Source organism: Pleomorphomonas sp. PLEO (genome assembly GCF_041320595.1).
Classification (GTDB): domain Bacteria; phylum Pseudomonadota; class Alphaproteobacteria; order Rhizobiales; family Pleomorphomonadaceae; genus Pleomorphomonas.
The window spans coordinates 2,022,412-2,049,061 of record NZ_CP166625.1 but is presented as its reverse complement, the minus strand read 5'-3'; the positions used below and the strand labels follow the sequence as shown (position 1 = coordinate 2,049,061).

General features: G+C 64.6%; 29 protein-coding genes and 1 pseudogene. 12 read left to right on the top strand and 18 right to left on the bottom strand.

Features of this window, described 5'->3' with window-relative positions; all coding sequences use genetic code 11:
* The first annotated feature begins 286 nt into the window (after positions 1-286).
* The gene (locus tag AB6N07_RS09405) at positions 287-2,476 is read left to right on the top strand and encodes a methyl-accepting chemotaxis protein (RefSeq protein ID WP_370677537.1); all 2,190 of its coding nucleotides are present in this window, start codon (positions 287-289) and stop codon (positions 2,474-2,476) included.
* A gap of 88 nt (positions 2,477-2,564) precedes the next feature.
* Here the strand turns inward: AB6N07_RS09405 and AB6N07_RS09400 are convergent.
* Positions 2,565-3,034, bottom strand: a pseudogene (locus AB6N07_RS09400) (MarR family winged helix-turn-helix transcriptional regulator).
* A gap of 81 nt (positions 3,035-3,115) precedes the next feature.
* Between AB6N07_RS09400 and AB6N07_RS09395 the strand changes: the two are divergent.
* Positions 3,116-3,850 carry an NAD-dependent epimerase/dehydratase family protein gene (locus AB6N07_RS09395; protein ID WP_370677536.1) on the top strand — a complete coding sequence of 245 codons (735 nt, stop codon included), beginning with the start codon at positions 3,116-3,118 and terminating at the stop codon, positions 3,848-3,850.
* Between the two features lie 61 nt (positions 3,851-3,911).
* On the opposite strand, the gene AB6N07_RS09390 is transcribed toward AB6N07_RS09395, so the two are convergent.
* From AB6N07_RS09390 to AB6N07_RS09355, 8 genes are all read right to left on the bottom strand, one after another.
* Entirely contained in the window at positions 3,912-4,499 is a 588-nt protein-coding gene (locus AB6N07_RS09390; protein ID WP_370677535.1) for a hypothetical protein, read from the bottom strand.
* A gap of 1 nt (position 4,500) precedes the next feature.
* Complete coding sequence (locus tag AB6N07_RS09385; RefSeq protein ID WP_370677534.1) at positions 4,501-4,959, bottom strand: hypothetical protein; 459 nt, start codon at positions 4,957-4,959, stop codon at positions 4,501-4,503.
* Positions 4,956-7,052 (bottom strand): hypothetical protein, encoded by a 2,097-nt coding sequence (locus AB6N07_RS09380; protein ID WP_370677533.1) that lies wholly within the window; start codon positions 7,050-7,052, stop codon positions 4,956-4,958. Before AB6N07_RS09380 ends, AB6N07_RS09385 begins: the two co-directional genes overlap by 4 nt.
* Positions 7,049-7,666 (bottom strand): hypothetical protein, encoded by a 618-nt coding sequence (locus AB6N07_RS09375; RefSeq protein ID WP_370677532.1) that lies wholly within the window; start codon positions 7,664-7,666, stop codon positions 7,049-7,051. Before AB6N07_RS09375 ends, AB6N07_RS09380 begins: the two co-directional genes overlap by 4 nt.
* A 288-nt stretch (positions 7,667-7,954) precedes the next feature.
* Positions 7,955-8,113, bottom strand: a complete 159-nt coding sequence (locus tag AB6N07_RS09370; protein ID WP_370677531.1) for a DUF3309 family protein — start codon at positions 8,111-8,113, stop codon at positions 7,955-7,957.
* Between the two features lie 338 nt (positions 8,114-8,451).
* Complete coding sequence (locus AB6N07_RS09365; protein ID WP_370677530.1) at positions 8,452-8,751, bottom strand: CcdB family protein; 300 nt, start codon at positions 8,749-8,751, stop codon at positions 8,452-8,454.
* Complete coding sequence (locus AB6N07_RS09360) at positions 8,751-8,987, bottom strand: type II toxin-antitoxin system CcdA family antitoxin (RefSeq protein WP_370677529.1); 237 nt, start codon at positions 8,985-8,987, stop codon at positions 8,751-8,753. Before AB6N07_RS09360 ends, AB6N07_RS09365 begins: the two co-directional genes overlap by 1 nt.
* Before the next feature lie 112 nt (positions 8,988-9,099).
* Positions 9,100-9,255 carry a hypothetical protein gene (locus AB6N07_RS09355; RefSeq protein ID WP_370677528.1) on the bottom strand — a complete coding sequence of 52 codons (156 nt, stop codon included), beginning with the start codon at positions 9,253-9,255 and terminating at the stop codon, positions 9,100-9,102.
* A gap of 227 nt (positions 9,256-9,482) precedes the next feature.
* Between AB6N07_RS09355 and AB6N07_RS09350 the strand changes: the two genes are divergently transcribed.
* Complete coding sequence (locus AB6N07_RS09350; protein ID WP_370677527.1) at positions 9,483-9,944, top strand: hypothetical protein; 462 nt, start codon at positions 9,483-9,485, stop codon at positions 9,942-9,944.
* A 136-nt stretch (positions 9,945-10,080) separates the two neighbouring features.
* Positions 10,081-10,341: a hypothetical protein gene (locus AB6N07_RS09345; protein ID WP_370677526.1), complete on the top strand. Its 261-nt coding sequence runs from the start codon at positions 10,081-10,083 to the stop codon at positions 10,339-10,341.
* Positions 10,342-10,422: 81 nt separating this feature from the next.
* Here the strand turns inward: AB6N07_RS09345 and AB6N07_RS09340 are convergent, their stop codons facing one another.
* The 4 genes from AB6N07_RS09340 to AB6N07_RS09325 all read right to left on the bottom strand — a co-directional run bounded on the left by AB6N07_RS09340 (position 10,423) and on the right by AB6N07_RS09325 (position 14,098).
* Positions 10,423-10,809, bottom strand: a complete 387-nt coding sequence (locus AB6N07_RS09340) for a NifB/NifX family molybdenum-iron cluster-binding protein (RefSeq protein WP_370677525.1) — start codon at positions 10,807-10,809, stop codon at positions 10,423-10,425.
* Entirely contained in the window at positions 10,806-11,186 is a 381-nt protein-coding gene (locus tag AB6N07_RS09335; protein WP_370677524.1) for a DUF134 domain-containing protein, read from the bottom strand. Before AB6N07_RS09335 ends, AB6N07_RS09340 begins: the two co-directional genes overlap by 4 nt.
* 114 nt (positions 11,187-11,300) lie before the next feature.
* Positions 11,301-12,182 carry a hypothetical protein gene (locus AB6N07_RS09330; RefSeq protein WP_370677523.1) on the bottom strand — a complete coding sequence of 294 codons (882 nt, stop codon included), beginning with the start codon at positions 12,180-12,182 and terminating at the stop codon, positions 11,301-11,303.
* A gap of 29 nt (positions 12,183-12,211) precedes the next feature.
* Positions 12,212-14,098: a hypothetical protein gene (locus AB6N07_RS09325; RefSeq protein ID WP_370677522.1), complete on the bottom strand. Its 1,887-nt coding sequence runs from the start codon at positions 14,096-14,098 to the stop codon at positions 12,212-12,214.
* A 597-nt stretch (positions 14,099-14,695) separates the two neighbouring features.
* On the opposite strand from AB6N07_RS09325, the gene AB6N07_RS09320 reads away from it, so the two are divergent.
* Entirely contained in the window at positions 14,696-15,757 is a 1,062-nt protein-coding gene (locus AB6N07_RS09320; RefSeq protein WP_370677521.1) for a YjgN family protein, read from the top strand.
* On the top strand, positions 15,747-16,805 hold the full coding sequence (locus AB6N07_RS09315) for a M48 family metallopeptidase (RefSeq protein WP_370677520.1): 1,059 nt from the start codon (positions 15,747-15,749) through the stop codon (positions 16,803-16,805). Before AB6N07_RS09320 ends, AB6N07_RS09315 begins: the two co-directional genes overlap by 11 nt.
* 47 nt (positions 16,806-16,852) lie before the next feature.
* Here AB6N07_RS09315 and AB6N07_RS09310 read toward each other — a convergent pair whose 3' ends face one another.
* Positions 16,853-16,981: a hypothetical protein gene (locus tag AB6N07_RS09310; protein ID WP_370677519.1), complete on the bottom strand. Its 129-nt coding sequence runs from the start codon at positions 16,979-16,981 to the stop codon at positions 16,853-16,855.
* 195 nt (positions 16,982-17,176) lie between these two features.
* Between AB6N07_RS09310 and AB6N07_RS09305 the strand changes: the two genes are divergently transcribed.
* A complete protein-coding gene (locus AB6N07_RS09305) occupies positions 17,177-17,761 on the top strand; it encodes a hypothetical protein (protein WP_370677518.1) in 585 nt (194 codons plus the stop codon).
* A 15-nt stretch (positions 17,762-17,776) separates the two neighbouring features.
* On the opposite strand, the gene AB6N07_RS09300 is transcribed toward AB6N07_RS09305, so the two are convergent.
* The gene (locus tag AB6N07_RS09300; RefSeq protein WP_370677517.1) at positions 17,777-17,926 is read right to left on the bottom strand and encodes a hypothetical protein; all 150 of its coding nucleotides are present in this window, start codon (positions 17,924-17,926) and stop codon (positions 17,777-17,779) included.
* Between the two features lie 165 nt (positions 17,927-18,091).
* Between AB6N07_RS09300 and AB6N07_RS09295 the strand changes: the two genes are divergently transcribed.
* Positions 18,092-18,556, top strand: a complete 465-nt coding sequence (locus tag AB6N07_RS09295) for a hypothetical protein (protein ID WP_370677516.1) — start codon at positions 18,092-18,094, stop codon at positions 18,554-18,556.
* Positions 18,557-18,677: 121 nt separating this feature from the next.
* On the opposite strand, the gene AB6N07_RS09290 is transcribed toward AB6N07_RS09295, so the two are convergent.
* Positions 18,678-19,262, bottom strand: coding sequence for a HEAT repeat domain-containing protein (locus tag AB6N07_RS09290; protein ID WP_370677515.1), 585 nt, complete (start codon positions 19,260-19,262; stop codon positions 18,678-18,680).
* Positions 19,263-19,314: 52 nt separating this feature from the next.
* Positions 19,315-19,950, bottom strand: coding sequence for a TetR/AcrR family transcriptional regulator (locus AB6N07_RS09285; RefSeq protein ID WP_370677514.1), 636 nt, complete (start codon positions 19,948-19,950; stop codon positions 19,315-19,317).
* A gap of 118 nt (positions 19,951-20,068) precedes the next feature.
* Between AB6N07_RS09285 and AB6N07_RS09280 the strand changes: the two genes are divergently transcribed.
* Entirely contained in the window at positions 20,069-21,280 is a 1,212-nt protein-coding gene (locus AB6N07_RS09280; RefSeq protein WP_370677513.1) for an MFS transporter, read from the top strand.
* A gap of 306 nt (positions 21,281-21,586) precedes the next feature.
* Here the strand turns inward: AB6N07_RS09280 and AB6N07_RS09275 are convergent, their stop codons facing one another.
* Positions 21,587-22,177 carry a LysE family translocator gene (locus AB6N07_RS09275; protein WP_370677512.1) on the bottom strand — a complete coding sequence of 197 codons (591 nt, stop codon included), beginning with the start codon at positions 22,175-22,177 and terminating at the stop codon, positions 21,587-21,589.
* Positions 22,178-22,654: 477 nt separating this feature from the next.
* On the opposite strand from AB6N07_RS09275, the gene AB6N07_RS09270 reads away from it, so the two are divergent.
* The 3 genes from AB6N07_RS09270 to AB6N07_RS09260 all read left to right on the top strand — a co-directional run bounded on the left by AB6N07_RS09270 (position 22,655) and on the right by AB6N07_RS09260 (position 26,510).
* Positions 22,655-24,223 (top strand): sugar ABC transporter ATP-binding protein, encoded by a 1,569-nt coding sequence (locus AB6N07_RS09270; RefSeq protein WP_370677511.1) that lies wholly within the window; start codon positions 22,655-22,657, stop codon positions 24,221-24,223.
* A gap of 132 nt (positions 24,224-24,355) precedes the next feature.
* Entirely contained in the window at positions 24,356-25,360 is a 1,005-nt protein-coding gene (locus AB6N07_RS09265) for a ribose ABC transporter permease (RefSeq protein WP_370677510.1), read from the top strand.
* Between the two features lie 217 nt (positions 25,361-25,577).
* Positions 25,578-26,510: an ABC transporter substrate-binding protein gene (locus AB6N07_RS09260; RefSeq protein WP_370678212.1), complete on the top strand. Its 933-nt coding sequence runs from the start codon at positions 25,578-25,580 to the stop codon at positions 26,508-26,510.
* Positions 26,511-26,650 lie beyond the last annotated feature (140 nt).

Genomic DNA, 26,650 nt, shown 5'->3' with positions numbered 1-26,650 from the left:
AACATTGGCATTCCCAGCGCGACATAGATCAACAAATAGACAAATAGCGATGGAGATACACATCGAAAATGCGCGATTTGTCTAAGATGATGAGGCCGTCAGCTCATCCGTCCAGCTTATTGTCACATCCGCAGCAGCCGAAAGACACCGCGTCATAAGACCAATTCGTGCCGGAACAACACGTATTCTTTGGCGCACGAGCGGTTTTTATTAGTTAATTAACGCATTAAGTCACATCCCTTTCCAATGAGAAAAATGTCGGTGCGTCGTGCCGGAGGGCTGCCCCATGAACGTTAGGTCAATCAATTTCCGCATCGTCTCGTTGTCGATCGTCTGTCTTCTGGCGACCGTCGGCGCGGTGGTGGGCTATGGCATGTATTCAAGCCAGACCACCAATGAGGCGAACAATGCCAGCGTGTCCCAGCTGCTGGCGCAAGAAAGCCAGAAGGTTTTGCAGGGAACGGCGGCAACCCAGGCGGGACATATCGGCGAAGAGGTGGATACGGCCTTCAACGCCGCCCGCAACATGGCCAGAGCCTTCGAAACCATGATCGACGGCAAATCGGCCAGCACGCCCGACATCCGCCGCGCCCAGCTCAACGCCACCCTGGAACGCGTCCTGAAGGACAATCCGCGCTTCAACGGCACCTATAGCGCCTGGATGCCGGACGCCATCGACGGCAACGACGCCGCCTTCAAGGGCAAGGCCGAAGCCGGATCGGACCAGACCGGCCGCGCCCTGCCCTATTGGACGCGCGACCCGGCCGGCAAGATCGCCCTCCAACCGCTGGTGGAATACGACAGCAAGGAACTGCACTCCAACGGCATCATGAAGGGCGGCTGGTTCATCGGCCCACAGACCAACGGCAAGGAGAGCATGCTGGCGCCGCTGCCCTATATCGTCCAGGGCAAATCGGTCTATCTGGCCACCATCTCGGTGCCGATCACCGTCGACGGCAAGTTCTACGGCGTCGCCGGCGCCGACTTCAACCTCGACTTCGTGCAGAAGCTCGCCGAGGATGTCGACGCCAAGATCTATGACGGCGCCGGCTCGGTCACCATCGTCACCAAGGACGGCCTCGTCGTCGCCTCCAGCCTCAAGCCGGAAGGCGTCGGCAAGGCGCTGTCCGGCATCGACGAAGACTGGCAGGAAGACGCCAAGAGTGTGGCCGCCGGCACCGAGCAATATTACGTCGACAGCCAGCACGGCGTCATCAAGGCCTTCTTCCCCGTGACGCTCGGCCGAGCCGACTCCTTCTGGTCCATCCTGATCGAAGTGCCTCAGACTGTCGTGATGGCCGACGCCGCCAAGCTCGCCGCCGACACCGCGGAGGCGCAGAGCAATGCCACCGGCAAACAGACGATGGTGTCTCTGCTGGCCGTCCTGGCCGGCCTCATCGTCATGTGGCTGGTGTCGCGGTCGGTCAGCCGTCCCATCCAACTGCTGACCACCGCCATGGAGGGCCTCGCCGGCCGCAAGACCGGCATCGTGGTGCCCGGCACCGAGCGCAAGGATGAAGTCGGCGCCATGGCGCGCACGGTCGGCGTCATCCAGGACAACGCCGTGGTCGATGCCAGGGCGACGACCGAGAAGGCGGCGGCCGACGATGCCCGCGTCGCCGCCGAACGCAGCTCCGCCATGGCGGATATGGCCGACGACTTCGAACGCTCGGTCGGTGCCATCGTCGAGTCGGTGTCATCGGCCTCGACCCATCTCCAGTCCGCCGCCAAAAGCCTGACCAACTCGGCCGAGGATACGTCGGCAAGGTCGACCGAAGTGGCCCGCGCCTCCGAGGAAGCCTCGGCCAACGTCAACACCGTGGCGTCGGCCTCCGAGGAAATGGCCGCCTCCGTGCAGGAAATCAGCCGCCAGGTGGCCGAAAGCGCCCGCATGGCCGCCAGCGCCGTGCAGGAAGCGGCCGGCACCGCCCGCACGGTGAAGGAGCTGTCGGACGCCGCCCAGCGCATCGGCGAGATCGTCGATCTCATCGGCTCCGTTGCCGGGCAGACCAACCTTCTGGCGCTCAATGCCACCATCGAGGCCGCCCGCGCCGGAGAAGCCGGCAAGGGCTTCGCCGTCGTCGCCTCGGAGGTGAAAAACCTCGCCGACCAGACTGCGAAGGCCACCGCCCAGATCTCCGCCCAGATCTCCGCCATCCAGTCGTCCACCGGCACGGCGGTGTCGGCGATCGACAGCATCTCCGGCACCATCCAAAAGATGGACGAGATCGCCGCCATGATCGCCTCGGCCGTCGAGCAACAGGCGGCAACCACGCAGGATATCGCCCACAACGTTCAGAGCGCCTCGGCCGGAACCGCCGGCGTCACCCGCAACATCGAGATGGTGACCAAGGCGGCCTCGGAAACCAGCGTCGCCGCCGAACAGGTGCTGAGCTCGTCGGGCGAACTGTCTCAGCAGTCGGACAAGCTGAAAGTCCAGGTGGAAACCTTCCTCAAGACGGTCCGCGCCGCCTGAGTTCAGAAGAATGCGGCGTGTCCGGCCCCAAGCCGGGCGCGCCGACTGCTTTAATCAGAGCAAACAGCGTCCTGGAACGCGGCGCGCCTCAGCCCCCGCCCTTGGCAACCCGCACCAGCCACGCCCTGACCACTCCCTCCTCCGCCTCGCTCAATCCGTCCAAAAGCGCCCGCTCCAGTCGCTGCACCCGCTCGCGGCAGGCCTTCAGCAGCTCCCCTCCCCCTCCGTCAGCTCGATCTGTAGAATCCGTCCGTGCACGCTGTGCGGCACGCGGTGGATGCTGCCGGCGCGCTCCAGGTTGGCGATGATCACGCTCACCGTCTGCGGCGTCAGCACGGCGAGCCGGGCGACATCGGCGCTGGAGATGCCGGGATAGGCGTTCAGCATGGTCATCACCGCGAACTGCGGCGACGTCACGTCGACATCGGCCAAGGCGCGGTCCATCTGGTGGCGGAAGGCGCCCGCCGCCTGCCGCAGCAGATAACCGAGATGGCCGCCCTCGCCACGCTTGCCTTCGCCCGGTTCCGGCACGGACGCTTCATCAGGACGCTTGCGCATATTATCAGTGCTCTGATATGTTGTTCGTACTCTGATATACCGTACCGGGCGCTCCAGCGCCATCGCCTTGGAGAAATCCTCGTGAGCAGAACCATCTTTCTCGCCGGCGCCACGGGCGCCATTGGCCGCCGCCTTTCGCCGATCCTGGTGGCCGAAGGCTGGCGCGTCGTCGGCGCCACCCGTTCCAGCGACAAGCTCGCCGACCTCCGCGCCCTCGGCGTCGAGCCCGTCGTCGTCGATGTGTTCGACGCGGCCACGCTGACCAAGGTGGTCGCAGAGGCAAAGCCCGACGTCGTCATCCACCAGCTGACCGATCTGCCGCCGGCCCTCGATCCCATCCGCATGCCCGACGCCCTGGTCCGCAACGCCCGAGTTCGCGACGAGGGAACGCGCAATCTGGTGGCCGCCGCGCTGGCCGCCGGCGCCCGGCGCTTCATCGCCCAGAGCATCGCCTTCGCCTATGCCGAGGGGCCCCTGCCCCACAAGGAAGAAGACCCGCTCGCACCGGCGGCGGATGGGCTGAGGGGCGTGTCGGCGCGCGGCGTGGCGAGCTTGGAACGACAGGTGATGGAAGCGCCGCTCGACGGCATCGTGCTGCGCTACGGCTTTTTGTATGGGCCGGGCACCGGCTTCGAGGCGGCGGAAGCGCCAGGGTCTGTTCATGTCGACGCGGCGGCCAAGGCGGCGGCGCTGGCCGTCACGGCCGGCGCGCCCGGCCTCTACAACATCGCCGAGGACGGCGGCGCGGTGACGTCCGACAAGGCCAAGCGGGCCTTCGGCTGGTCGGCGGATTGGCGGAGCGGCGCGGGGCGCTAATCGCGAAGTCTAGGTGCGAGACGGGCGCCGCGCAGGTCTGGAGCGGGGCGGCAAGCGCGGATCACTTTGGATAATCGTAGACGCGGTACATCGTCTTTCCGCCGTTGTACGCGGCCGTCTTTGTGATTGTGCTCGAACCCGAGCTCGGGTTCATCTTCACCGAATTAGCATAAGCACTTCCGAGCCCGCTCACCGTCGTTCCCAGCGCCCCCAGAATCCCCGCCGTGCGGCTGTTCTTGGCCTGCGCGTCATAGAGGCTTGCCTGGTTGCGATAGCTGACGGCCTGGTTGCGCGTGTCGTCGTAATTCCGATAGGCGTTGGTGCGGATGGTCAGCGCGTCGATGGCGCCCTGCTTGGCGGTATCCACCATCAGGTCGAGCGGCGAGCCGAAGGTCACGTCGACGCCGTTGGCCGCCTGCGCCGCCTGCTGCTTGGCCATCAGCTGGCTCGTCTGCGCCTTCTGCTTCTGCTCGTCGCGCGTGCCGGCATCCAGCACATTCCTCGCCTGCCGGTCCGCCAGCTGGGCGTTCTGCCGCTGCACGTCGGCGTTATATTTGGCGGCCTTGGCCTCGGCATTGGAGCTGGCGATCTGGCCGGCTCCGCTCAGCAGCGTCCCACCAACCATCAGCGCTGTTCCGATGTCGCACATGTTATTTCCTCAGCTCAAAGAGAACGAACGGCACGCCGCGAACATCGATGGTGTCAGGGGCGAACTCGGCCCCCAGCCATGTCAGCCAGCGAACGGAAGCTTCGTTGTGGGTGGAGACGACGTTCCTCAACACCGAATAGCGCTCGAACAGTTTGTGCCGTCCCCTGACCGACGCCCGCAGGAACGCCTTGCGGTGAATGAGCAAATCGTCGGTGCCGAGCAGCCAGACGCAACCGACACCGGCGAGAACGTTGAGCGAGCGCGTGCCGAACATGGCCGCCGGCCGGCCGTCGAACAGCGCCGTCGTGGCGTCCGAATTGCGCATCGAATAGCGCAGCGCGCCGATCGGCGAGAACACGCCCATCGCCCGGCATTCCGCCGCGTCGGCCGCCCGCATGTGGCGGCCGATAGAACGGCAGTGCTTGCCGCGCGCTGGCACAAACTCGACGCTGACGCTCATCGTCCCAACGTCACCTCCGGCATGATGGCCAGGATCGACATCGGCAGCGGATCGAACTGTTTGACGAACATCGTGCCGGCGCGGTTCCAGTCGGCCGGCGGGCTCATGTCGATATCGCCGGTGTAAAGGCCGATCGCCTCGTTCCACGCCTCGGTGGAGCGCTGTTTGAACTCGACGATCTTGTCGCTGTCGCGCCCCTCGTCCCGGGGGCCGATGAAGATGCCGCGCGTCTTCTCAACGCGGAGCACCACCTTCGACACCGACTTGAATCGCCCCTGCACCGTGCCGAGATCGTTGACGGTGCCAAGGTCGAGATCCAGCGTCCGCAGTACCGCGCCATAGGGCAAGCCGATATGGATCTTGGCGGCTGCCACCGGCAGGCTCACCGCGCCGCCCTGAACCGTCAGGCCGCGCACCACGTTGCCATCGGCCAGCGCCACCACCTCTTCGCCTTCCAGATGAGACAGCCCGGAGAGATGACTGACCGCCGCGCCGGCGTAGGTCAGCCCGCAATCGACGAAGAAGGCATCCTCCACGCTATCGAACGCCCGGCTGTGCAGCCGCTCGATGTAGCGCTTGGTCTCACCGTTGATGGTCCGCTTCACTACGAAATACGGCACGTCCTCGCCGCCCTCGGCGATGCAGGTGACGTCCTCGAACAACGCCCCGGCGCCGCTGTCATGCCGCGTCCAGGCCCACACCTCGTGTTCCTTCATGTAGGTGAGCGACACCAGCGAGCCGTCGTCGAGCACCACCCAGACGATGGAACTCGGCGCCTGCGCATAGGCCCAGGCCTTGATCGACCGGTTCTCGAACAGGTGGCGGCTCATGATGGTCAGGTCTTTGCCCACCCAGGCGTCGTCGCCGTAGCTGTAGGAAAAGTCGCGGATCACCCCGCCGGAGCGCTGGGCAAACAGCACCGTCTCGCCGACGTTGATCGGCTGCACCGGCGCCGCGCCGCGATAGCCCTGGTTGGCGATGACGATGGCGCTCGGCGTGATGGCGTCCGACGCCGAGCCGCCCGTCACCACCCATTCGGCCGATGATGTCAGAAGCAGCAGGCCATAGCGGGCGGCCAGCATCGAGCGGACGATGTTCACCTGCCGCGCCCGCATGCGGAAGGTGATGGCGTCGCTATCCTTGGCTGGCGAGGCATAGCCGAAATTCTCGTAATTGGCCGTCTGCGACAGGTAGACCGCCTGCGGCTCATTATCCGTCGAGGCCAGCGCCAGCCGCTGCTGGATGAAGGTCACCGCCCTCGGATAATTGCCGGCGCCGGAGAACGGGTTGCGGCCGATCTGCGGCCCGTCGGCGGTGTCGGCGGTGATGTTCTCGTCGTCGAGATAAAGGTCGGTGGTCGAGCCGATATAGCCGAACGAGCCGTTGGAGAATTTATAGAGGACGTATTTGGAAGCGCCCGACACCGCCGACCAGCTGACATGGTTGATGCCGCCGTCGATCGACAGGTCGTTGACGCAGGAACCCTCCGACGACGGCAGGCTTTCCTCGCCGGTCGCCGCGCTCACCGCCGCCACCTTGTAGCGATAGGTGTGCGCCTTATAGCCGGTCTCGCCCGAGGTGCCGCTCAGCACCGCCGCCGTCACCGAGGCGGGCGCCACCATGGCCGGCGCGAATGTCGGCTCGGTCAGCGTCCAGTTGTTGTCGGCGTAGCGGGCGAGCTTCTTCACCGGGTAGTTGGGGTGGACGATGTACATCACGTCCGCTTCCTGGGCGAACACCAGCGCGTCGAGATCGTCGGAGGCATAGGGCGAGGCCAGTTCGTAGACGCCGCCGCCGGAGGCCAGGATCAGCCCGCCATTGCGCCAGAAGCGCAGGCTGCCGTTGCCGAATTCGATGACGTAGGCCTGATCCTCGTTGAACTGGAAGGGGATGAGGCGCGTGTGCTTGCCGCTGTCCTTCACCGCGCCGACAAACTCCAGGCCGGCGCGGTTGCTCGCCCCACCGTGGGCGTGGATGATGAGGTTCCGCGCCGTCTTGAGGCCGACGGAATAGTTCTTGGTGTCGACCCGCGCCCACAACGCCGGCGACAGCTCGCCGCCGACAAAGGCCGGCTGATAGGCCCGGAGCGTCATGCCCGCACCCGCTCGTAATCGGAGGTAAAGCCGCTGCCGGTCCGCTCGTCATTGGCGTCGGCCGCGCTGGCCGCCGCCTGCGTCTGCAGCGCCATCTGGAAGGCCGCCTGGCGCTGGTTGGCGTCGCGCGTCAGCGGCATGGCGAGCCGCGCGGCGAGGTGCCAGGACAGCGCCTCGACGAACAGCGGCGGAAACTTGGTGGGGTCGTCGACCCGGCGAATGTAGCTGAGGCTCACCGGCGACAGGTCGGTGAGCAGACGGTCGCCGAACAGCGCGTAAGGCGCGCCGCCCTCATCCCCGCCCATAAGATCGCCCGGCAGGATCGCACCGGAGAGCGTCCCATCGGGCGGCCGCACCTGCCGCACCCGCAGCAAATCCGCCGGCAGCGCGTAGGTGTGGGTCCACCGGCCGCCGGTAACTCCCGTCACCTCGGCCAGCACCGCCTCATGGCGGGCAAACCGCCACGGCGGCCCGGCGGCCAGCAGCGCATCGAGCGTCTGCGAATAAAAGCGATTGCAAGCGCGGGCCTCGGTACTCGCCTCGGTGAGCGCGTCGATCTTGTCGGCGCCGAGGTGGCCAAGGGCCAGATTGCAGATGGAAACTGTTGATGCCATGGACCACCCCGAAAACCGTGCCGCACTCTAGACAAGGGGTGGTTTGCACGGTGGCGGGGGCATCGGTCGCAGAACCGCCGCAGCGGATTTTCCGTCGCGGCGACCTATAAATTTCGCATCTGGACATCGAACGGCAAGGCGAATGAGCCTGGTTCGAAATTAGCTGGTGGCAAGGCAGATAGCGACGAGCGCGAGAACCGGGGCAGAGCGGACTTTGGGTCCGTGAGCACCGGAAACACAGAAATCGAAGCTAGATGCCCGCCCCAGCAGATTTTTCAGTCAGGCTCGCTAGATGCGTCCCATCACCATCAGCACGACGATGATCAGCAGGATCAGGCCCAAGCCGCCACTGGGGCCATACCCCCACCGCGAGCTATGCGGCCAGGTCGGCAAGGCGCCGATGAGAATCAGAACGAGGACGATCACCAGGATTGTTCCGAGCGTCATGAGCGGTCTCCATAACTCAAGGGGCGGCGCGGCGGGAGAAATCCCAACCGATGACGACCAGCCCACCAACAGCAAATTCGCGAAGGCCCTCAACGGTTCCATGCAGGTGACCGCGGGCTGCGTTTCGTTGCGGTGGGACATGGCGGGAGAGCCATCCAACATGACCCGGGGAGCCCGACATTCGCCCCTTGCTCTTTTCGGTCCGAGATCCTCTGCCTCACGCAGAGGAGGACATCCTATATAATTGTTTTAATTATATAATACCGTCACCCTCTGCGAAGGCAGAGGGCCTCAGGCAGGACAAAGCGGACGGTGAATATCACTCGCCACTTCGCCTTTCAGAACCCGACGAACAGCATGTCCAGCGCATTGCCGATCTCGACATCATGCCCGGCAAGGCTGGCGACCGGCGCTTTCAGGATCGCCACCGGCACCGCCGCCATGAATTGCGTGACCATGACGTGCGGCTCGGCTTCGATATCGAACGTGGGATTAAGCCGCTTGGCCGGCATTGGCGCCGTCGAGATCGACAACAGCGGCACGACGATCCTTGTATTCAAACCGTCGAGAAGATTGGCCTGGACATCCAGCAGGAAGCCGTTGCCATCAGGATTTGGGAAGACGTCGAACCGGGCCATCAGAACTGCCGGTAGCGGTCAAGCGGAAGTCCGTTCGTCTCCACCCAGCGGTTGGAACTGGCAAGCGCCTCGGCGTTGTCGCGCCGCCACTGCTCGGCCCGCGCCTCGGCGACCGCCCGCCGCACGCCAGCCTCGGCCGCCTGGGAGAGGTTCACACTGAGAGCGCGCGCTTCCCGGATGAGATCGGCATCCAGCGACAGGTTTGTCGCCTTGCGCGGGGACTGTTGCGTCGACATAAGGCACCCTCATATTCATGCGCACGGAGTATGCGCATGATATCGGGCGCGGCGCAATCCAGCCATCAGCCGCCCAGAGGCTGAGGCTGACCGAACCTCGAAGACTTCCTCCCTACCGCCCCTGCCTTTCGATAAACGTGCCGATGACCGGCGCCGCGATCAGCGCCACCGCGGCCCAGATCAGGGCCCATTTCAGGCCCTTGCGGCCACCGCGACGGTTTTTCTGCTGCTTTGGTAAATGCATGCCGAACTGGCGGTTTTCCGCCATCTCCTCACGTTACAAGCGCCGCCGAGCCCTCGCCCTGGCGCGTCATGACGACAATGTTTTGGCGCGCCGTCCGGTTCCGGGCGGTTCCGGAATTACATCCAGATTGTATCAAATATGTAATGGAGCTACCTTGAGTTGGCTACCTCACCCCCTGTGGTTGAGGAAGCGGATCGCGTTGGCCCCCATCAGGCCCTCCGCGACGCCAACCGACAGCGAGAGTTTTGAAATTGGCTCGAAACTACGTGATGTGTTGTGAGGCGCTGAAGCTCGCGGCCCGCGCATGGGACTCTCTGGGGGGCCGCGAGGTAGTCGACAAGCAAGAGGCCCTCGCCCTGTTCGCGGACTTGCAATCCGTCGACCGGAATTTCCACGACTACAACGTCTGCAAACTGCTGTTTCAAAAAGGCGACGGCGCCTTTGCTTCGTTTGGCGACCGAAGGTTCGGGCCAACGCAGTTCATCGTCGCGCAAGGCTATCGATTTGGCAGAGGCGTGGCGCCGGATCTCGATCTGGCAAAGCGCCATTACGCGCTCGGCGCTCGCCTCGGCAATATTCCCTGCGCGCTCGCCCTATACGGCCTGCTCCCCGCCCGCGCCAAGCTGGCCAACATTTTCCGAATGCTGTCCTGCTCCATCCGCTTCACCTACATAAACTCCAATTGGCACGACGACACGCGGATCATGTACTGAACCGCTGTATGTGATCTGTCAGAACCTGTAGCCTCAGAGTTCGCTATAACGTTCAACCGTCGCGACCGGAGCACCCGCCGATCAGGTTTGGAACCAGAGGCGGCTGCCGCGGCAAATGCTCAGGAGGGGACCGAGCATGGCAGTCGATCACGATCAAGCGGCGAAAGACGCTTGGCAGGCTACCCTTTATGACACCGTCTACGAGTTCTCCGTGGCGCTCAAAAAACTACATGAGACGAACCCGTGGCCGGAATACCAAGTCGTTCCCATGGCCATCGATACGCTGGCCACAGAGCTTTGGGATCGCTGTTTCAGCCTAACCGAGATTACCACCGCCTTCGTCGATGCTGCGGCCGATCTTCCGCGCTATGCCGGCGGCAAGGAAGTCCGTCCGTAAATGGATGCGGCGAGAGCGAGCCGTTACGTCCGGGCCGTGGCACCCTAAACGTGCGCTCGCTTCTTTTTGCTTCTTGCCCTCTCAGTGGTGGCAGTCCTCGCTCTCGGCATGATGGGCGCAGGTGTTGTCGGAGGTGAAGGCGAGCAGTCCGCCGCTCAGGAAAGCCTCCACCACGCCGCCCACCTTGCGGTGATCGCCGGCATAGAACGGCTGGATGTTCGAGGCGAGAAAGCCGGACAGCGGCCGGGCGCCCATGCCATAGGCGACGATATCGGTCACGCCCCGCTCGGCCAACTGGCGCACCGGCGCCAGGCAGTTGTCATGCGGAGCGGTCGGCAGGATGGCCGTCTCCACCACGCTGCCGCCCTCGATGCGGAACAGCGAGAAGGCATCGCAATGGCCGAAATGGCCGGAGATATCGGCATCGAAGCCGCCGGGGGCGTCGGAGGGAACGGCAAGCAGGGTCATGATCGGTCAGGTCCTTCGAAACTGTTGTTCGGCATATCCCCATCCTCGAAGCTGTCCTTCGGCCGATGACCACACCCGCCATCGCGCGGCCGCGTCACGGCGCCGCCCTCGATGCGCAAGGCCAGCCCACGCGTGAGGGCGGTGGCCGCCGTCCGCCGTGCCTCGGCGAGGATGCGCGACAGCGTCGACCGCGACACGTTCATCCGCCGGGCCGCCTCCTGTTGGTCGAGCCCCTCGACATCCACCAAGCGCAGAGCCTCATAGCCGTCAAGCGTCAGCACGATTTCACTGAGCGACACCAGCGGAATGCCCTGCGGCTTGAAGTAGCTGGCGGGCAGTTCGTCGCTGACGATGCGGGGCTTTTGCGGTCTCGCCATCCGGCCTCCGTTTTGGGAATACACCCATAATATGCGCCGCCGATCCTCGGCGCGACAGTCGGTTATGCACGTATACCCATAATATATGTCGTCGCCCAGGGCGAGAGTGCCCGGCTACAGCCCGCAATCCTCAGCAGTCACCGCCACCTTGCGAAGCGGATCACCGTTGCGGCTGTAGTAGGCCTCTTCGAGAACCGCGCCGGCTCGCAGCAGCACGATGTCCCCCTGGTCAGCGCAGAGCCTCTTGCTGACCGAGCCTGCCAGGTCGAAACCGGCCGGCAGGGTCTCGGCATCGACGACGAAGAACTTTCGATAGGTATCGCCCTCGGCCTCGTGGTCGAAAAGAACGAGTGCGTCATTTATCCGGGCGGGCAGCTTCAGCGTGTGCGTCAGAAACTCCAGCGTCTTCTCCAGGCCATCCTTGTTCACGAGATACTGCAGTTCGAGATCCACCGGCAAAGCACCCTCCTCGATGGCGGCCACCTTGAACCGCTCGACGAGCTTGCCGGTCGCAAAATGGCCCCAGCCCAGAACGCCCAGCCCGGCCAGCACATAGACAAAGCCAAGCCGCTGCCAGAACGGCCTGACGTCGCGAACCTCCTCCCGGGACGGGACCGCCATCAGCCAGACATTGATGAGCGGGATGAAGGCGACCACCGCCGCCTTGGCGTGGCCATAGGCGTCGCGCGATCTCGCCATCGCCAGACGCCAGAGAAAAAAGCCGCAGGCGGCCTGCGCGAGCGCCCAGCAGGCCACAAAGACCCAGACGGTTCCGCCCTCCACCGTCGCCGTCGACGGGATCAGCAGCGCCATGGAAAGCGCCGCCACGAAGACGATGATCGCATTGCCAAGGAAATAGGGCGCCCTGGTCATCAGCCCGGTCGACCGCGACACCAGCGCCGAGAACGCCCCGCCCACCATGCCGAGATAGAGGCTGCTCGACCACAGCTGATGGTCGCTCCGAACGATGAAATCGAGCGCGAAATCGTTGAGCACTTTTCCTCCAGATAACCCGACAGCCGCGATTATCTCTTGCAATCCCCGGCCTTCATGGCCACCGATCCGAGATCGATGCCGAGCCGACCGCGATAGACCTCCCGAATGGTGGCGCCGGCGTCGAGCAGCGCCAGATAGCCCTCGTCGGAACAGATATTCTTCCGGGCCGTGCGAGTCAGCATCGTCGGAGAAGCCTGCTCTATCCCGGCAAGACTCACCGTGCGCGTCAGAACCGCCCCGGCGGCCTCCACCTTCTGTAGAACAAGCCGTTCGTCAATCCTCGCGGAAGACACGGTCAGATGCGAAAGATACTCGAGCGTTCGCTCCATCCCCTCGTTGTTGACGAGATAGCGCATCTGGTCGCTGACGGGCAGCACCTCGCCCTCGATGATCGCCACCCGGATCCGCCGATCCGCCTCCTGGGCCAGCAGCCAGGCAAGCGCGACACATCCCAGCCCCGCCAGCACTGAGAGCCCGGCGCGCGGCGCGCCAGCCAAACGGATTCTCACGACCGCGCCGGGCTCCTCCTTCGGAGGGGCGAGCATCAGCCAGAGATTGGCGAGCGGAATGAACGCCAGCGCCCCGGCCAGCGCATGTCCCAGGGCATCGCGCGACCGCGCCGCCGCGAGGCGCCAGAGCGCGAAGCCGCAAGAAAACTGAACGAAGGCCCAGATCAGGAACCTCACGTTGATCGCCCCGGTATCGAGGACACCCGGCACCGGGATCAAAGCGGCCTCGGCCAGTACCGCCAGCACCAGGATGACGCCATTGCCGAGCACATAGGCCGGTCGCGCCATCCTCGACGTGGAGACGAACAGCAGTGCCGACACCGCGCCGCCCAGAACGGCGAAGCCGAAACCGACAAGGCGGATCAGCCAGTTGTCCTGAACGATGAGGCGCACGGCGAGACCATCCCGCGCCGGCCCTTGCGCCAGATCGGGTGCCTTGCCTTGCGGTGGCATCTGCGCCGTCGGCCCTTGGGCCGGCGTTTCCGGCTGGCTGAAGCTCAAGGCCGGAAGCTTCGACCAGAAGCTGATCGTCGGTGCCAGGCCGCAGTCATCGGCTCTCACGCCCGCCCTCACCATTTCCTGGCCATCGGCATCGTAATAGATGTGCACAAGCGTGGCCCCGGCTCGGAGCAATGGCGCGTTGAAGGGCGTGCTGCAAAGACCCTTCACCATATCGTCCCGCCTGATTCCGAGCAGCTTCATGATGCCGGCGACGCGATAGGTGCTGGTGAGCGTCGTTCCCTCGGCCGTGGCGCTGACCAGCGTCGTCGCCACATCCACCTGCAACGGCGGATCCAGGCCTTCGGCGATGAAAACCAACGTCTCCTCAAGGCCGATATTGTTGATCATGAACTGCGTGAACACGTCGCGCGGCACGTTCAGATCGGCGATGAAAGCCCGCATTCTCTGGTAGCCCATCTCGTACATCGCGGCGTGCGTCAGGCCGAAGAGAACGAATCCGGCAAGCACGCCGACAAATCCGCGCGTCAGCCACACCGTCCGCGGCGCGTTCCCCCGCGACCTGCGGAATTGGAGCCAGAGGTTGCCGAAGGGAATGAAGGCGAGAATGGCACCCCGTGCATGACCGAACGCATCGCGCGACCGCGCGGCCGCGAGGCGCCCGAGCCCAAAGCCGAAGGCCAGCCAGGCGAGCCACGAGGGCAGGATCAACGTCCAGGCCAGCCCGGCCTCGATCGCCCGCGGCGTCCATATTGCGGGCAGATGGACCAGGGAAACCAGAAACAGGCCGAAGGCCGAGCCGAAGAAATAAGGCGCCCGAGCGATGAAAGCGTTCGGGTTAGGAAAGACCACCGAGGCGATCGCCCCTAGGCCCATCAGAATGATGTAGGTACCAACAAGCTGCGTTGGCCCTTGAATGACATAGTTCGTCGCGAAGTCTTCCAGCACCAGTATTCCCCAACCCCTTGCCGCATCGAAACGATTCCGACCCCTCCGCCCTGCCTTAGGGCAAGGGTGAACCAGAATGCGGCAGCAGCCCACGGTAGCAATCTATGAGAGGGGGCATCGGATGGGCAATCGCAGTCCTGCGGACCCGCCGAAAAAGGATCGCGAATGCGGCTACGCGCCAGCCTCCCTCAAAACCTGTTGCGGCGCGATCCTCTGGTCCTGATCGCTCCCATGCGACCCGGCAGCCCACCGGATACGTTTGTTCGCACCATTTGCGTGTACCGCCCCCTTGAGCCGCGGGTGTTCACCACCGGCCATGGCAATCCAGGCGAGGGCCATCAGCGAGACCAGCAAGATCCGGCACGATTTCCGAAAAATGATCATTTACAATGGACTGGTCTGGATGACTGCGTAGCTGACATCGTTCGGCAGCAGTCATTTGCAAGGCAGCATTACCTCCCGGCGCTTCGTCGCCGTCGTCTCGCGAACTAAAAATACAAACGTTAAGGTTGAAATAATCTTCCCGGTGTTTCTAGTTGTCTCCTATGAGCGGGGTGGCGCAATCTGCCGTCCGGACACCTCTGGGGGATTTGAATCATGGCTCTCGTCGATGCGCCGCCCGTCGCCGCGGACGATCTTTCGCGCGCGTCCTTTACCGGCAGCGCCTCGGAATATTTCGGCATCTGGATCGTCAACATCCTGCTGACCATTCTCACGCTCGGCATCTACTCGGCCTGGGCCAAGGTGCGTCGCAAGCGCTACTTCCACGGCAACACCATGCTGCTTGGCCGGACGTTCGAATACCATGCCCGGGGCGGCCAGATCCTCGTCGGCCGGCTGATCGTCGTCGGCGTGCTCGTCGTTCTCAGCGTTCTCAGCCACATTCACCCGGCTTTCGGCCTGGTGACGTGGCTGGTCTACATGGTCGGGCTACCCTGGCTGATCCGCCGCAGCCTGCGCTTCAATGCCCGCGTCACCAGCTATCGCAACGTCCGCTTCGATTTCGTCGGCACCACCGGCGGCGCCTTCGTCGCCGTCACGCTGGGCGGCCTCGTCGCCTTCCTCACGCTCGGCATCCTGGCGCCGCTCGCCAGCCGCTGGCTGTGGCGCTACATCCTCAACAATCTGCGCTATGGCGACCGTGCCTTCAGCGCCGATCCGCGCCTCGGCGCGCTCTACCGAGCCTGGGTGCTGCCCTTCCTGCTGTTCGTTCTCGGCGGCGTCATGGTCGGCGGCGGCGTTGCCGCGATGATAGCCACGCAAACGCATACCTATGACATGCCTTCCGGGGTCGATGTTGCCATCCAGTTCCTACCCTTCCTGTTCCTTCTCTTCCTCGGCTTCATCGGCCTCGTCTATCGCATCGGCGTGCGCAACGTCGTCCTGTCGGCGGCGGTGCTCGATCTCCGTCATCAGCTTCTGAGCGACGTGCCCCGGCTCGGCTACGCCTGGGTCGCCATCTCCAACATCCTCGCCACCATGTTCACCATCGGCCTGATGCGCCCCTGGGCGGCGGTGCGCATGGCGCGCTACACCAACGCGCACACCGGCATCCGTATCCATGGCGACCCCGGCGATGTAATCTCCAATATCGAGGCAAGCGGATCGGCCATTTCCGCCGAATACGTCGACATGGAAGGCTTCGACTTTGGCTTCTGACGCGCCGATCGCCCTCGGCGAATGGCATCCGCCCGGCTCCAGCCACTCGGTTGTCGCCGGGCTTAAGGCGGACGACGACGGGCTGGCGGTGACGGCCGGCGACGTTGTCCTCTCCAGCGGTGAGACCAATCGTGTGGAGATCAGTCCGCGCGTCGGCTCGATCCCCCGCCGGCTGACCTTCCCCGACGGCTCGGTGTTCGAAACCGGCGACAACGACGGCATCGACGCCTGGCTCCGCCGGCACAAGGGCGCGCGCGCCGGGCTGATCCACGGCCTCGAAGCCTTCCGCCCCCGGCTGATCGTCTTCACGCTGGCCGTGGTGCTGCTCACCGTGGCGATCTTCCGCTATGCCGTGCCTGTATTGGTCGAGGTCGCGGTGTGGGTGACCCCGCCCATGGTGCCGGAGATGATCGGCTCGGGCGCCCTCTCCTCGCTCGACAGCACGCTGCTCGAACCCTCAAAGCTCCCAGATGACCGGAAGGCCACCATATCCCAGGAGTTTCAGAAGCTCGCCGCCGTATCCCAAGGCGGTGCCGGCGCCTATCGGCTGGAGTTCCGCGACGGCGGCCCGATCGGCCCCAACGCCTTCGCCCTGCCGAACGGCAGCCTGATCGTCACCGACGACCTGATCAAGCTGGCCGAAGGCGACAACGTCATGGTGCTCGGCGTGCTCGGCCACGAGATCGGCCATGTCGAGCACCAGCACACCCTCCGGCAGATCTACCGCATGGCTGGCGTCACCGCCCTGATCCTGCTGGTGGCCGGCGACGTCGGCTCCAGCGTCCAGGACATATTGACCCAAGGCAGCGCCATCCTGTCGCTCAGCTACTCGCGCGCCGCCGAGGCGGAAGCCGACCGGCGCTCGGTCGAACTCATGCGCGCCGCCGGCTACGACCCCACCGCCCTCGCCCGCTTCTTTACACGCCTCGAGGCGACCACCGGCAACGACAGTGACACCAGCATGCTCTCCACCCACCCCGGCACGCCGGAACGCCAGCGCGCCGTCATCGACTACGCCAACCAACTGGCGAACCGCGCCGGGAAGTAGCGGTAATGGTGATCGCTCAGGCGGAAGCGTCGATGTTCGGCCTCCCGTTACTTCCCCTGCTTGTCGATGTATTTGCCGACGGCCGGCGCCGCGAGAAGCGCCACCGCCGCCCAGACCAGCGCCCATTTCAGACTCCGGCGCCCGCCCCGCAGCCTTCGCAAAACCATGTCCAACATCGCGCCTCTCCCGCCGCCGCCGCTAGAGCAGTTCCAGCAAAAGTGGGAACCGGTTTTGCGCCCGGAACTGCGTCTGAACAATGAGATAGAGCTTTTCCGGTAAACCTGATTTCACCGAATAAGCTCCAGGCCATCGCGGCGTTCCAGGGGACATTGGTTTGGGCGTCGTCAGGTTCCCCTCAACCAACGTCGAGGGTGGATTTCGGCACCATCACTGGTTACACATATCCCACCCCACACGCCCCGCCAGCCCTAGGGTATGACATGCGAGAATTTGCCGCCGCCGCTATGTTCCTCTGCCTTGCCATCCTGCCGGCCGCCGCCAGCTGGGATCACCCGGACCCGTCGAGCCAGTTTCCCGGCTGGTTGTTCCAGATGAATGATGATGATGGGACATTTCGCTACACCTGCGCCGCGCCTCGGATCTGCGGCGAGGGCTCGATCGTCAGCTACCGCCTGCACGCCGCACCGGCGCCCACCGAGGCCGAGATCCGCTCAGCGCAAAAGGAGCCGCGCCTGCCGATCACCTGCCGGCGCATCGGCAACAAAGAGTCCTGCGAATATCCGAACGCCATCGACAGCAACGGTCGCCCTACCCACTGGCGGCCGGCCTCGAACCAGGGCTCGAAGGCCGATATGTTTCACAGCGGCTACCTGTACAAGCGCCTGCCGGACGGCGGGCATTTTCTCTTCACCATCTCCAGCTCGGCCCTGACCGACAAGCAGGCCCGCAAAAACTACGACATGATCAGGTCATCGCTGACCGACGCCAGTCACTAGCCGGCGCCGCAACCGTCACCACGCAGCCAGAAATCCGCGCGACGGCCCGCAATCTCCAGCCATCAGCGTAAGCTTCACCCGCTCGCGCGCGCCCTGGCCCGCTTCTTTGCGCGCCTGGAGGCGACCACCGGCAACCACGGCAACACCGGCATGCTTTCCACCCACTCCGGCACGCCAGCACGCCGTGATCGACTACGCCAGCGACCTGGCGAACCGCGCGGGAAAATAGGCCTGTAGCGGCGAGGCGCAACGCATCGCTCGTTCGCGGGAACCTTCACGATCCCCAAGCAGTTCTGGGCTTATCGCGACCATTTCGAGGAGCCAACCCTAATGACCGATACCCACGCCAGCACGGCAGACCGCGTTTCAGCCAACACCGACGAAGAGATCAACCGCCGCATCCGCCAGGAAACCGAGCGGCGCCTCGCCTATTACGAGCTCCACCCCGAGGAAATTCCGGCGCGATTGGCCGAGCTGGACGACGAATGGGATGTGGAGCGCGCCCTTCAGGCCAATGCCGCCGCTCTCGGCTTCACCGGCTTGGTGCTCGGCTCCACCATCGGCCGCCGCTGGTTCGCCCTGCCCGCTCTGGCCTCCGCCTTCCTGTTCCAGCATGCCGTGCAAGGCTGGTGCCCGCCGCTCACCATTCTCCGCCGCATGGGGTTCCGCACCGCCAAGGAGATCGATCTGGAACGCTATGCGCTGAAAGCGTTGCGCGGCGACTTCGAACCGATCGCCGTGGCAAGCAATAAACTCGCCGCCATCTGGAAAGCCGTCCGCCCGTCACGGTCCTGATGACGAAATGGGTTTACAAAGGTTCGCCGGCCGTCGCCAGGACGGAAGCCAACGAACTGGCAAGCGTGCGGGAAAAATGAGCCCCTAAGGCCATGCCTATCCATCATGCCGCCACCGGCGGCTACAGGGCGACGGAATCCAGTAACGTCCTTGCCGCTTGCCGCACTTCAGCAGAGGGATCCTCAAGGTAGAAAGCGACAAGAGGAACTTCTTGGGGCGTTGCTATTCCGTCCAGTTCGTCCAGCGCGTTCTCTCGGACGATAGGATCACCGTCGCGCAAATGCTCAACCAGTATTGGCAACGAGCAAGCTCCGAGTCTTGCCCTGGCAAACCTCAGAGCTGCTCCGCGCACATAGGCTGATGGATGGCGAAGGGTCGGCTCTATTTTTGGCCAATCGACCGAACCGATACGTTTGAGAGCATCAATCGCAGCCGCGACCACGAACGGATCAGAATCTCCGACATACCTGAAGACGAGGTCGCTGGTCCCATTGTCAGGCGATACTGCCATTCCAAGGCCGCAAATTGCCGCGCGGAGCCTTTTTCCTGACAGGCTTTGGAGTTCCCCCTCGAACCGCTGGCGATCCGCTTTTGCCAGATTGTAGGCTAGGACATCGTAAAAGTCGTCATCGTCGGCGACCTCACAAAGGAATAGCCCCCACAGCTCTTCAAAGGTCTTGCCAAAAATATTGATCGTATCGAGCATTGAAGATGAGTTCCCCGCAGAATCGTCTGCCCTTTGATCTTGCGAACCACTTCTAGCGCGAAGGTAACGACAGCGAGCAGGGCGGCGCGATCCACGCGCTCGCCTCGCCCAGCACCTCGCCAACCAGCCGCGCCACATACTCCGCCCCCGCTCCCTCGCGGCTGAACAGGATGCGGTAGATCACCGGCGCGATCACCCGGTCCATCAGCACCGCCGTGTCGGGTGGGCTGTCGCCCTGGGCGAGCGCCCTGTTGCGGATGATGTCGAGCTGTTGGCCGGTATAGGCCGAACAGGTGCAGGCGTTGTCCGCCCGGTCGGCCGAGAGCACGTCGCGCATCATGGCGCGGCCGGGGTCGGAGGCCATCTCCTCGGCATATTGCTCGAGCCATCCCCTGAGGTCGGCGCGCCAGTCGCCGGTATCCTCCGGCTCGGCATCGGGGCGCAACCGCTTGACGGCCACCTCGGACAGCAGCTCGGCCAACGTGCCCCAGCGCCGATAGATGGTCGACGGTGTCACGCCGGCCCGCGTGGCGATGGCCGGCACGGTCAGCTCCTCGCCCTCCTGCTTCAGTTCGTCCACCGCCTTGAAAATCGCGGCCTGAATGCGGGCGGCGCGGCCACCGGGGCGCGGCAAAGTCCGCGGCGGCGCCTGAGGTCCCCCAGTCATATCGGGTGGTTTTTGATCCATTTTCTCCAGACGTTCCCGATCAGTCACATTCCCGCGAGACTAAAAGCTAATTATTTGCTTTTAGTCTCGCCTCACTCTATAAACGCTAACTCTTCGCTTTTACCATAAGGACCAGACCATGACCATCCGCCCAGATACCAAGGCCGCCGACCCCGGCAAGCGCTCGGGGCTGGCGCTGCATGCGGTCACCCTCATCGCCTTTCTCGCCGCTTCCAGCGCGCCGACGCCGCTTTATCCGCTCTATCAGGCGGTCTGGGGCTTCTCGCCCTTCATGATCACCGTGATCTTCGCCGTCTACGCGGCGGCCCTGCTGATGACGCTGCTGTTCTTCGGCTCGCTGTCCAACCATTGGGGGCGGCGGCCGGTGATCCTCACGGCGCTGGCCGTCGAGCTGTTGGCCATGGCGCTTTTCGCTCTGGCGCAGGATGGCGGCTGGCTGCTCGCCGCCCGCCTCGTCCAGGGCTTTGCCACGGCGCTGGCCACCACCGCGCTCGCCGCCGCCCTGCTTGATCTCGACCACAAGGCTGGCGCCACCATCAATTCCATCGCGCCGATGATCGGCATGGGCGTCGGCGCCCTGGGCTCCGGCCTGTTGGCACAAGTCGCTCCCGCCCCCTTGCGCTTTGTCTACGGGCTGCTGATCGTCGTCTTCCTCATCCAGGTGCTGCGTAGCGCGCTGTCGAAGGAAACAGCGGCCACGCTCTCGGCCAAAAAATGGTCGCCGCGCCCACGCATCGAGGTGCCACAGGCCGCCCGCCAGGCCTTCCTACGCGTCGCCCCGCTCAACATCGCCACCTGGGCGCTCGGCGGCTTCTTCCTGTCGCTGATGCCGTCGCTGATCCGCGAGATGTCCGGCGGCGCTGCCACCTGGCTCGGCGGCGGCGCGGTGGCCGCCCTCACCTTTTCCGGCACCGCCGCCATTCTCGTTTACCGCAACAAGTCGGCCAGCGCCGGCCTTGCCACCGGCGGCCTGACCATCTCTCTCGGCACGGCGGTGATCCTCGGCGGCGCCTATCTCGGCAGTCCCGCCGTGCTGATGGCCGGTGCCGTCCTCTCCGGCATCGGCTTCGGCGCCGGCTTCCTGGGCGCCACCCGCAGCATCGTCGCCCACGTCACGCCGCAGGAGCGCGCCGGCCTGATGTCGGCCTTCTACTTCGAAAGCTACCTCGCCAACGCCCTGCCCGCCATGATCGCCGGCTACGCCGCCCGCCACATCGGCCTTCTGGAAACCGCCACGGCCTTCGGCGCCTTCATCATCGCGCTGGCGCTGCTGTCCCTCGCCCTACCCCTCCCCACCTGCCCGCAAAAAGTCGCTGAACAGGGGGCGTGAAAGAAGAGCGAGACACCCGATACCGGCGCCTCGCCTTCTTCGGCCTGAGATCCTCTGCCTTCGCAGAGGAGGACAACCTATCTATATGTTACGATTATATAAAACTGTCATCCTCTGCGCAGGCAGAGGATCTCAGGAAGGTAGAGCGACCGGCGATTATCGGGCGCCCCTAATCCAACGCGAGGCAGGGAGACCGCTTGGAGATTCGCTCCGGGGAGTCGGCTGGCGAGACTTTCGAGGCCCGTGAGCACCGGAAGCGCAGAAAGTCTCGTTAGACGGCCGCCGGAGTAGAATTTTAGCGCAGTCTCACAAGAACGCCGCCGCAACCGACACCACCAGCACCGCCGCGAACGTCAGGTTCACCGCCCTCCCCACCCTCGGGTTAGTCACGATGCGGCCGAGCAGAGATCCGGCGGCGAGCCAGGCGACGTTGACCGCGACGACCAGCGCCAGGAACAGCGCGCCCTTCAAAAGCTCGTCGGCCACCGGTTGGCCCGGCATCAGCGTGTAGCGCGACACCACCGCCGCCACCGACACATAGGCCTTGGGGTTGGTGAGCGACAGCGTCACCCCCGCCGAAAGGCCGGGCGCGCGGCCGGGCACCGCCGTCGCCCCCAGCGGCGGCGCCGTGGCGATCTTGAAGGCGAGGTAGATCAGATAAAGGCTGGCGGCCACCGTCACCACCGGGCCGACGCCGGGATAGGACAGCATCACCGCCCACAGGCCGGAGCCGACCAGCGCCACCACCACGACCATGCCGAGATCCAGCCCGATCATGTAGGGCACGCCCCGGCGCGTGCCGAAGGCGGCGCCGATCGCCGTGAGACTCAGCGTGTTGGGTCCGGGGCTGGCGACCAGGGCAAGCGAGGTCATGAGAAACAGCGGCGCGGCGTTCATGGGGCCTCCAGTCGCTCGGAAACCCAAGGTTTGATTGAACGGCCGCCGCCGTCAATGCCCAAAGACCGAGACGTCCTCGACGAAGGGCCCATCCGGCGGCCGGACCGGACGCAAAGACCGCCGGCCGCCGGCGTTTTGATCGCCCGCGACACCCGCCCAGCACGCCACCACGAACCCTGCGCGCATCGGAGCGGTTGCGCACAATTAACGATAAGACGGGGTATTTTGTAAAATTTTTGGATTAAGAGGCGTCACTTAAGATTGACATCGCACATATATTGCGCCAATTTTGCAGAAAATAAGGCTTTGCCCGGGTTTCGAGGAATCGCGAGTGGGGCTGTTATTTCAGGAGGAAGGGCGGGCTGCCCTGTCGCCGCACCCGGGTTGGAGCGTTGGTCAGGGCGGAGCTGACTACGCAACAGGTGCGCCCAGACAAAAGAGCAGCTCGTCTCAAGAGAAAAGCAGAGGGAGGATTTGATGAATGCGACTGCGTTGCCACAGGGGAGCGCCGAGATAAGGCAGCCTCTCCTGGAGATGGCGGGCATTTCCAAGACCTTCCCCGGCGTGAAGGCCCTGTCGGAGGTCAAGCTCACCGTCTACCCCGGCGAAGTGCACGCCTTGATGGGCGAGAACGGCGCCGGCAAATCGACGCTGATGAAGATCCTCTCCGGCGCCTATCGCGCCGATCCCGGCGGCGAGATCCGCATCGACGGCCAGCTCGCTCACATCGACGGCCCGCTCAGCGCCAAGATGCTCGGCATCGCCGTCATCTATCAGGAGCTCAGCCTGTCGCCCAACCTGACGGTGGCCGAGAACATCTATCTCGGCCGAGAACTGTCGACCGGTGGGCGGGTCGACCGGTTGCGCATGCGCGCCGAATGTCAGGGCGTGCTCGACCGGCTCGGCGCCACCTTCGGGGCGGCGACCGTGGTGTCGACGCTGTCGATCGCCGAACGGCAGATGGTGGAAATCGCCCGCGCCATCCACGCCAATGCCCGCATCCTGGTGATGGACGAGCCGACGACGGCCTTGTCGTCGCGCGAAACCGACAAGCTGTTCGCGCTCATCCGCACGCTGCGGGCCGACGGCCTTGCCATCATCTACATCTCGCACCGCATGGCCGAGGTCTACGAGCTGGCCGATCACTGTTCGGTACTGCGCGACGGCAGCTATGTCGGCACGCTGATGCGTGACGAGCTCAAGGCCGAGACGCTCGTCAAGATGATGGTCGGCCGCGACCTTTCCAAGTTCTACAAGAAGGACCACGACGCCAAGAACAGCCACGGCGAGGTCATCCTCAAGGTGCGCGACATGAGCGACGGCGGGCGGCGCGTCAACGCCTGCTCCTTCGATCTCCACCGGGGCGAAGTGCTGGCGCTGGCCGGCCTCGTCGGCTCCGGCCGCACCGAACTCGCCCGCCTGGTCTACGGCGCCGACCCGCACGCGACCGGCAGCGTCGAACTCGACGGCAAGCCGCTCGACATCGTCAGGCCGATCCAGGCGGTCAACGCCGGCATCGTCTATCTCACCGAGGACCGCAAGGGACAGGGCCTGTTCCTGGACATGACGGTGCAGGAAAACATCAACCTGCAGGTCGTCGGCCGCGACGCCGGCAAGGGCGGCCTGCTCGACCTCAAGAAGGCCAGGCAGAGAGCGGTCGAGGCGATCAAGGCGCTGTCGATCCGCGTGGCCGGCCCGATCGTCGAAGTCGGCTCGCTCTCCGGCGGCAACCAGCAGAAAGTGCTGCTGTCGCGCCTCTTGGAAACGCGGCCGCGCGTGCTGATCCTCGACGAGCCGACGCGCGGCGTCGACATTGGCGCCAAGTCCGAGATCTACCGCATCATCGACGATCTGGTGAAGGCCGGCGTCGGCGTCCTGGTCATCTCCTCGGAGATGCCGGAGGTGGTCGGCATCGCCGACCGCGTGCTGGTGATGCGCGAGGGCGACATCGTCGGCGAGGTCGGCGGTGCCACCGGCACCGAGATCACCCAGGAAAACATCATCGCTCTGGCCGCCGGTCTCGCCCATGCGAGCGCCGCCGCCTGACGCCATAGCCAACGCAATTCCAGCAAAAATGCCCCCGGGTTTGCGTCCGGAATTGCGTCTTAACAAAGAGATAGAGCCTATTCGGCGAACCTGAATTCGCCGGACAGGGTCTAGCAAGCCAAGAGAACCGTCATGTCCCAGGAAACGTCGGTCGCCATGTTCACCAGCGATAAGGCCGCCGCCAATCGCCAGTTCCGCATCCAGCAGATCATCCGCACCGTCGGCATGCTGCCGATCCTGATCCTGCTCGGCATCGGCTTCCAGCTGATGTCCGGCCGCTTCATCTCGCCGCAGAATCTGTCCATCGTCATGCAGCAGGCGTCGATCAATACCGTGCTCGCCTGCGGCATGACGGCGGTGATCCTCACCGGCGGCATCGACCTGTCCGTCGGCTCCATCCTCGCCGCCTCGGCCATGGCGGCGGTGATCGGCTCGCTGATCCCCGACATGGGCATGATCGGCATTCCCCTGGCGCTGTTCGCCGGCCTCATTTTCGGCCTGATCAACGGTTCCCTGGTCGCCTTCATCGGCCTGCCGCCGTTCATCTCGACGCTTGGCTCGCTGACCGCCGTGCGCGGCGTCGCCCGCCTGCTCGGCGCCGACACCACCGTGTTCAACTCGCAACTGTCGTTCGCCTTCATCGGCAACGGCCACATCCTGGGCATTCCCTGGCTGGTGGTGATCGCCTTCCTGTCGGTCATCGTCACCTGGGTCATCCTGCGACGCACCGTGCTCGGCGTGCACATCTACGCCACCGGCGGCAACGAGAACGCCGCTCGCCTGTCCGGCATCAAGGTTTGGGCGGTGCTGCTGTTCGTCTATGGCTTCTCGGGGCTGATGGCCGGCCTTGGCGGCGTGATGAGCGCGGCCCGTCTGTTCGCGGCCAACGGCACCCAGCTCGGCCAGTCCTACGAGCTCGACGCCATCGCCGCCGTCATCCTGGGCGGCACCTCGTTCACCGGCGGCGTCGGCTCCATCTGGGGCACGCTGATCGGCGCGCTGATCATCGCCGTGCTGTCCAATGGCTTGGTGCTCATCGGTGTCAGCGACATCTGGCAGTACATCATCAAGGGCCTCGTCATCATCATCGCGGTGGCGCTCGACCGCCTCAGGAGCAAAGGCGGCGCCCGTACCTGAAGACCGAGAACTTTGCGGGCGAGCCTTGCCGCCCGTGACGCCCCCAAATCCCACTCGTCTTCATCAAGTTCACGAACATGACGCCGCCGCCAGTCCCGCGACGAACGGTGAGTCACGTTCTGAAGAAAGCCGTCGCGGAGAGGAATCGCGCCGGAAAATCCGCCGTCCACCCGGAAAAACCGGGCGCCCGGCTTCCTTATGGAGGAGTATGACCATGTTGCTTCGTTCTATGCTTTTCGCCTCTGTCGCTCTCGCCCTCGTCGGTACGGCCAGCGCCAAGGATCTCACCAAGATCGGCATCTCCATCGGCTCGATGGGCAATCCGTTCTACGTCGCGCTGGCCAATGGCGCGGCTGCCAAGGCCAAAGAGATCAATCCCAACGTCGAAGTTACCGCCCTCGGCTATGATTACGACCTCAACAAGCAGTTCACCCAGATCGACAACTTCATCGCCGCCGGCGTCGACCTGATCCTGTTCACCCCGGCCGACGCCAAGGCCGTGGCCCCGGCCGTCGCCCGCGCCCAGGCCGCCGGCATCCCGATGGTCGCCGTCGACACCGCCGGCGAGGGCGCCGATGCCACGGTGACCACCGACAACGTCCAGGCCGGCGAGATCGCCTGCCAGTACATCGTCGACAAGCTCGCCGGTAAGGGCGACGTCATCATCCAGAACAGCAACCAGGTCTCGGCCGTCGTCGATCGCGTCAACGGCTGCAAGAAGGTGTTCGCAGCCAACCCCGGCATCAAGGTTCTGTCCGACGATCAGAATGCCCTCGGCTCGCGCGATGGCGGCCTGACCGTCATGCAGTCGATGCTGACGCGCTTTGAAAAGATCGACGCCGTGTTCGCCATCAACGACCCGCAGGCGATCGGCTCCAACCTCGCCGCCAAGCAGGCCGGCCGCGACAACATCATCTTCACCTCGGTTGATGGCGCCCCGGATATCGAAGCCGTCCTGAAGGACCCGGAAAGCCCGATGGTCCAGGCCTCGGCCAGCCAGGACCCCTATGCCATGGCCCAGCTGGCCATCGAGATCGGCGTCGACCTGATCAACGGCAAGGCGCCGGCCCAGAAGCTGACGCTGCTGCCCTCCAAGCTGATCACCCGCGACAACGTCGCCGACTACAAGGGCTGGAACGCGACCCGCTGAGCGCACTCCCCGCCAACAGCGTAGCCAATCCAGACCGACGCCCGGGACTTCATGTCCCGGGCGTTGCTCGTTGGGAGGTGCGAGGGGAAAGCGATGCGAGGATAGAAAAGATGATGCCCCGGCTTCTCATTCCGCTCACA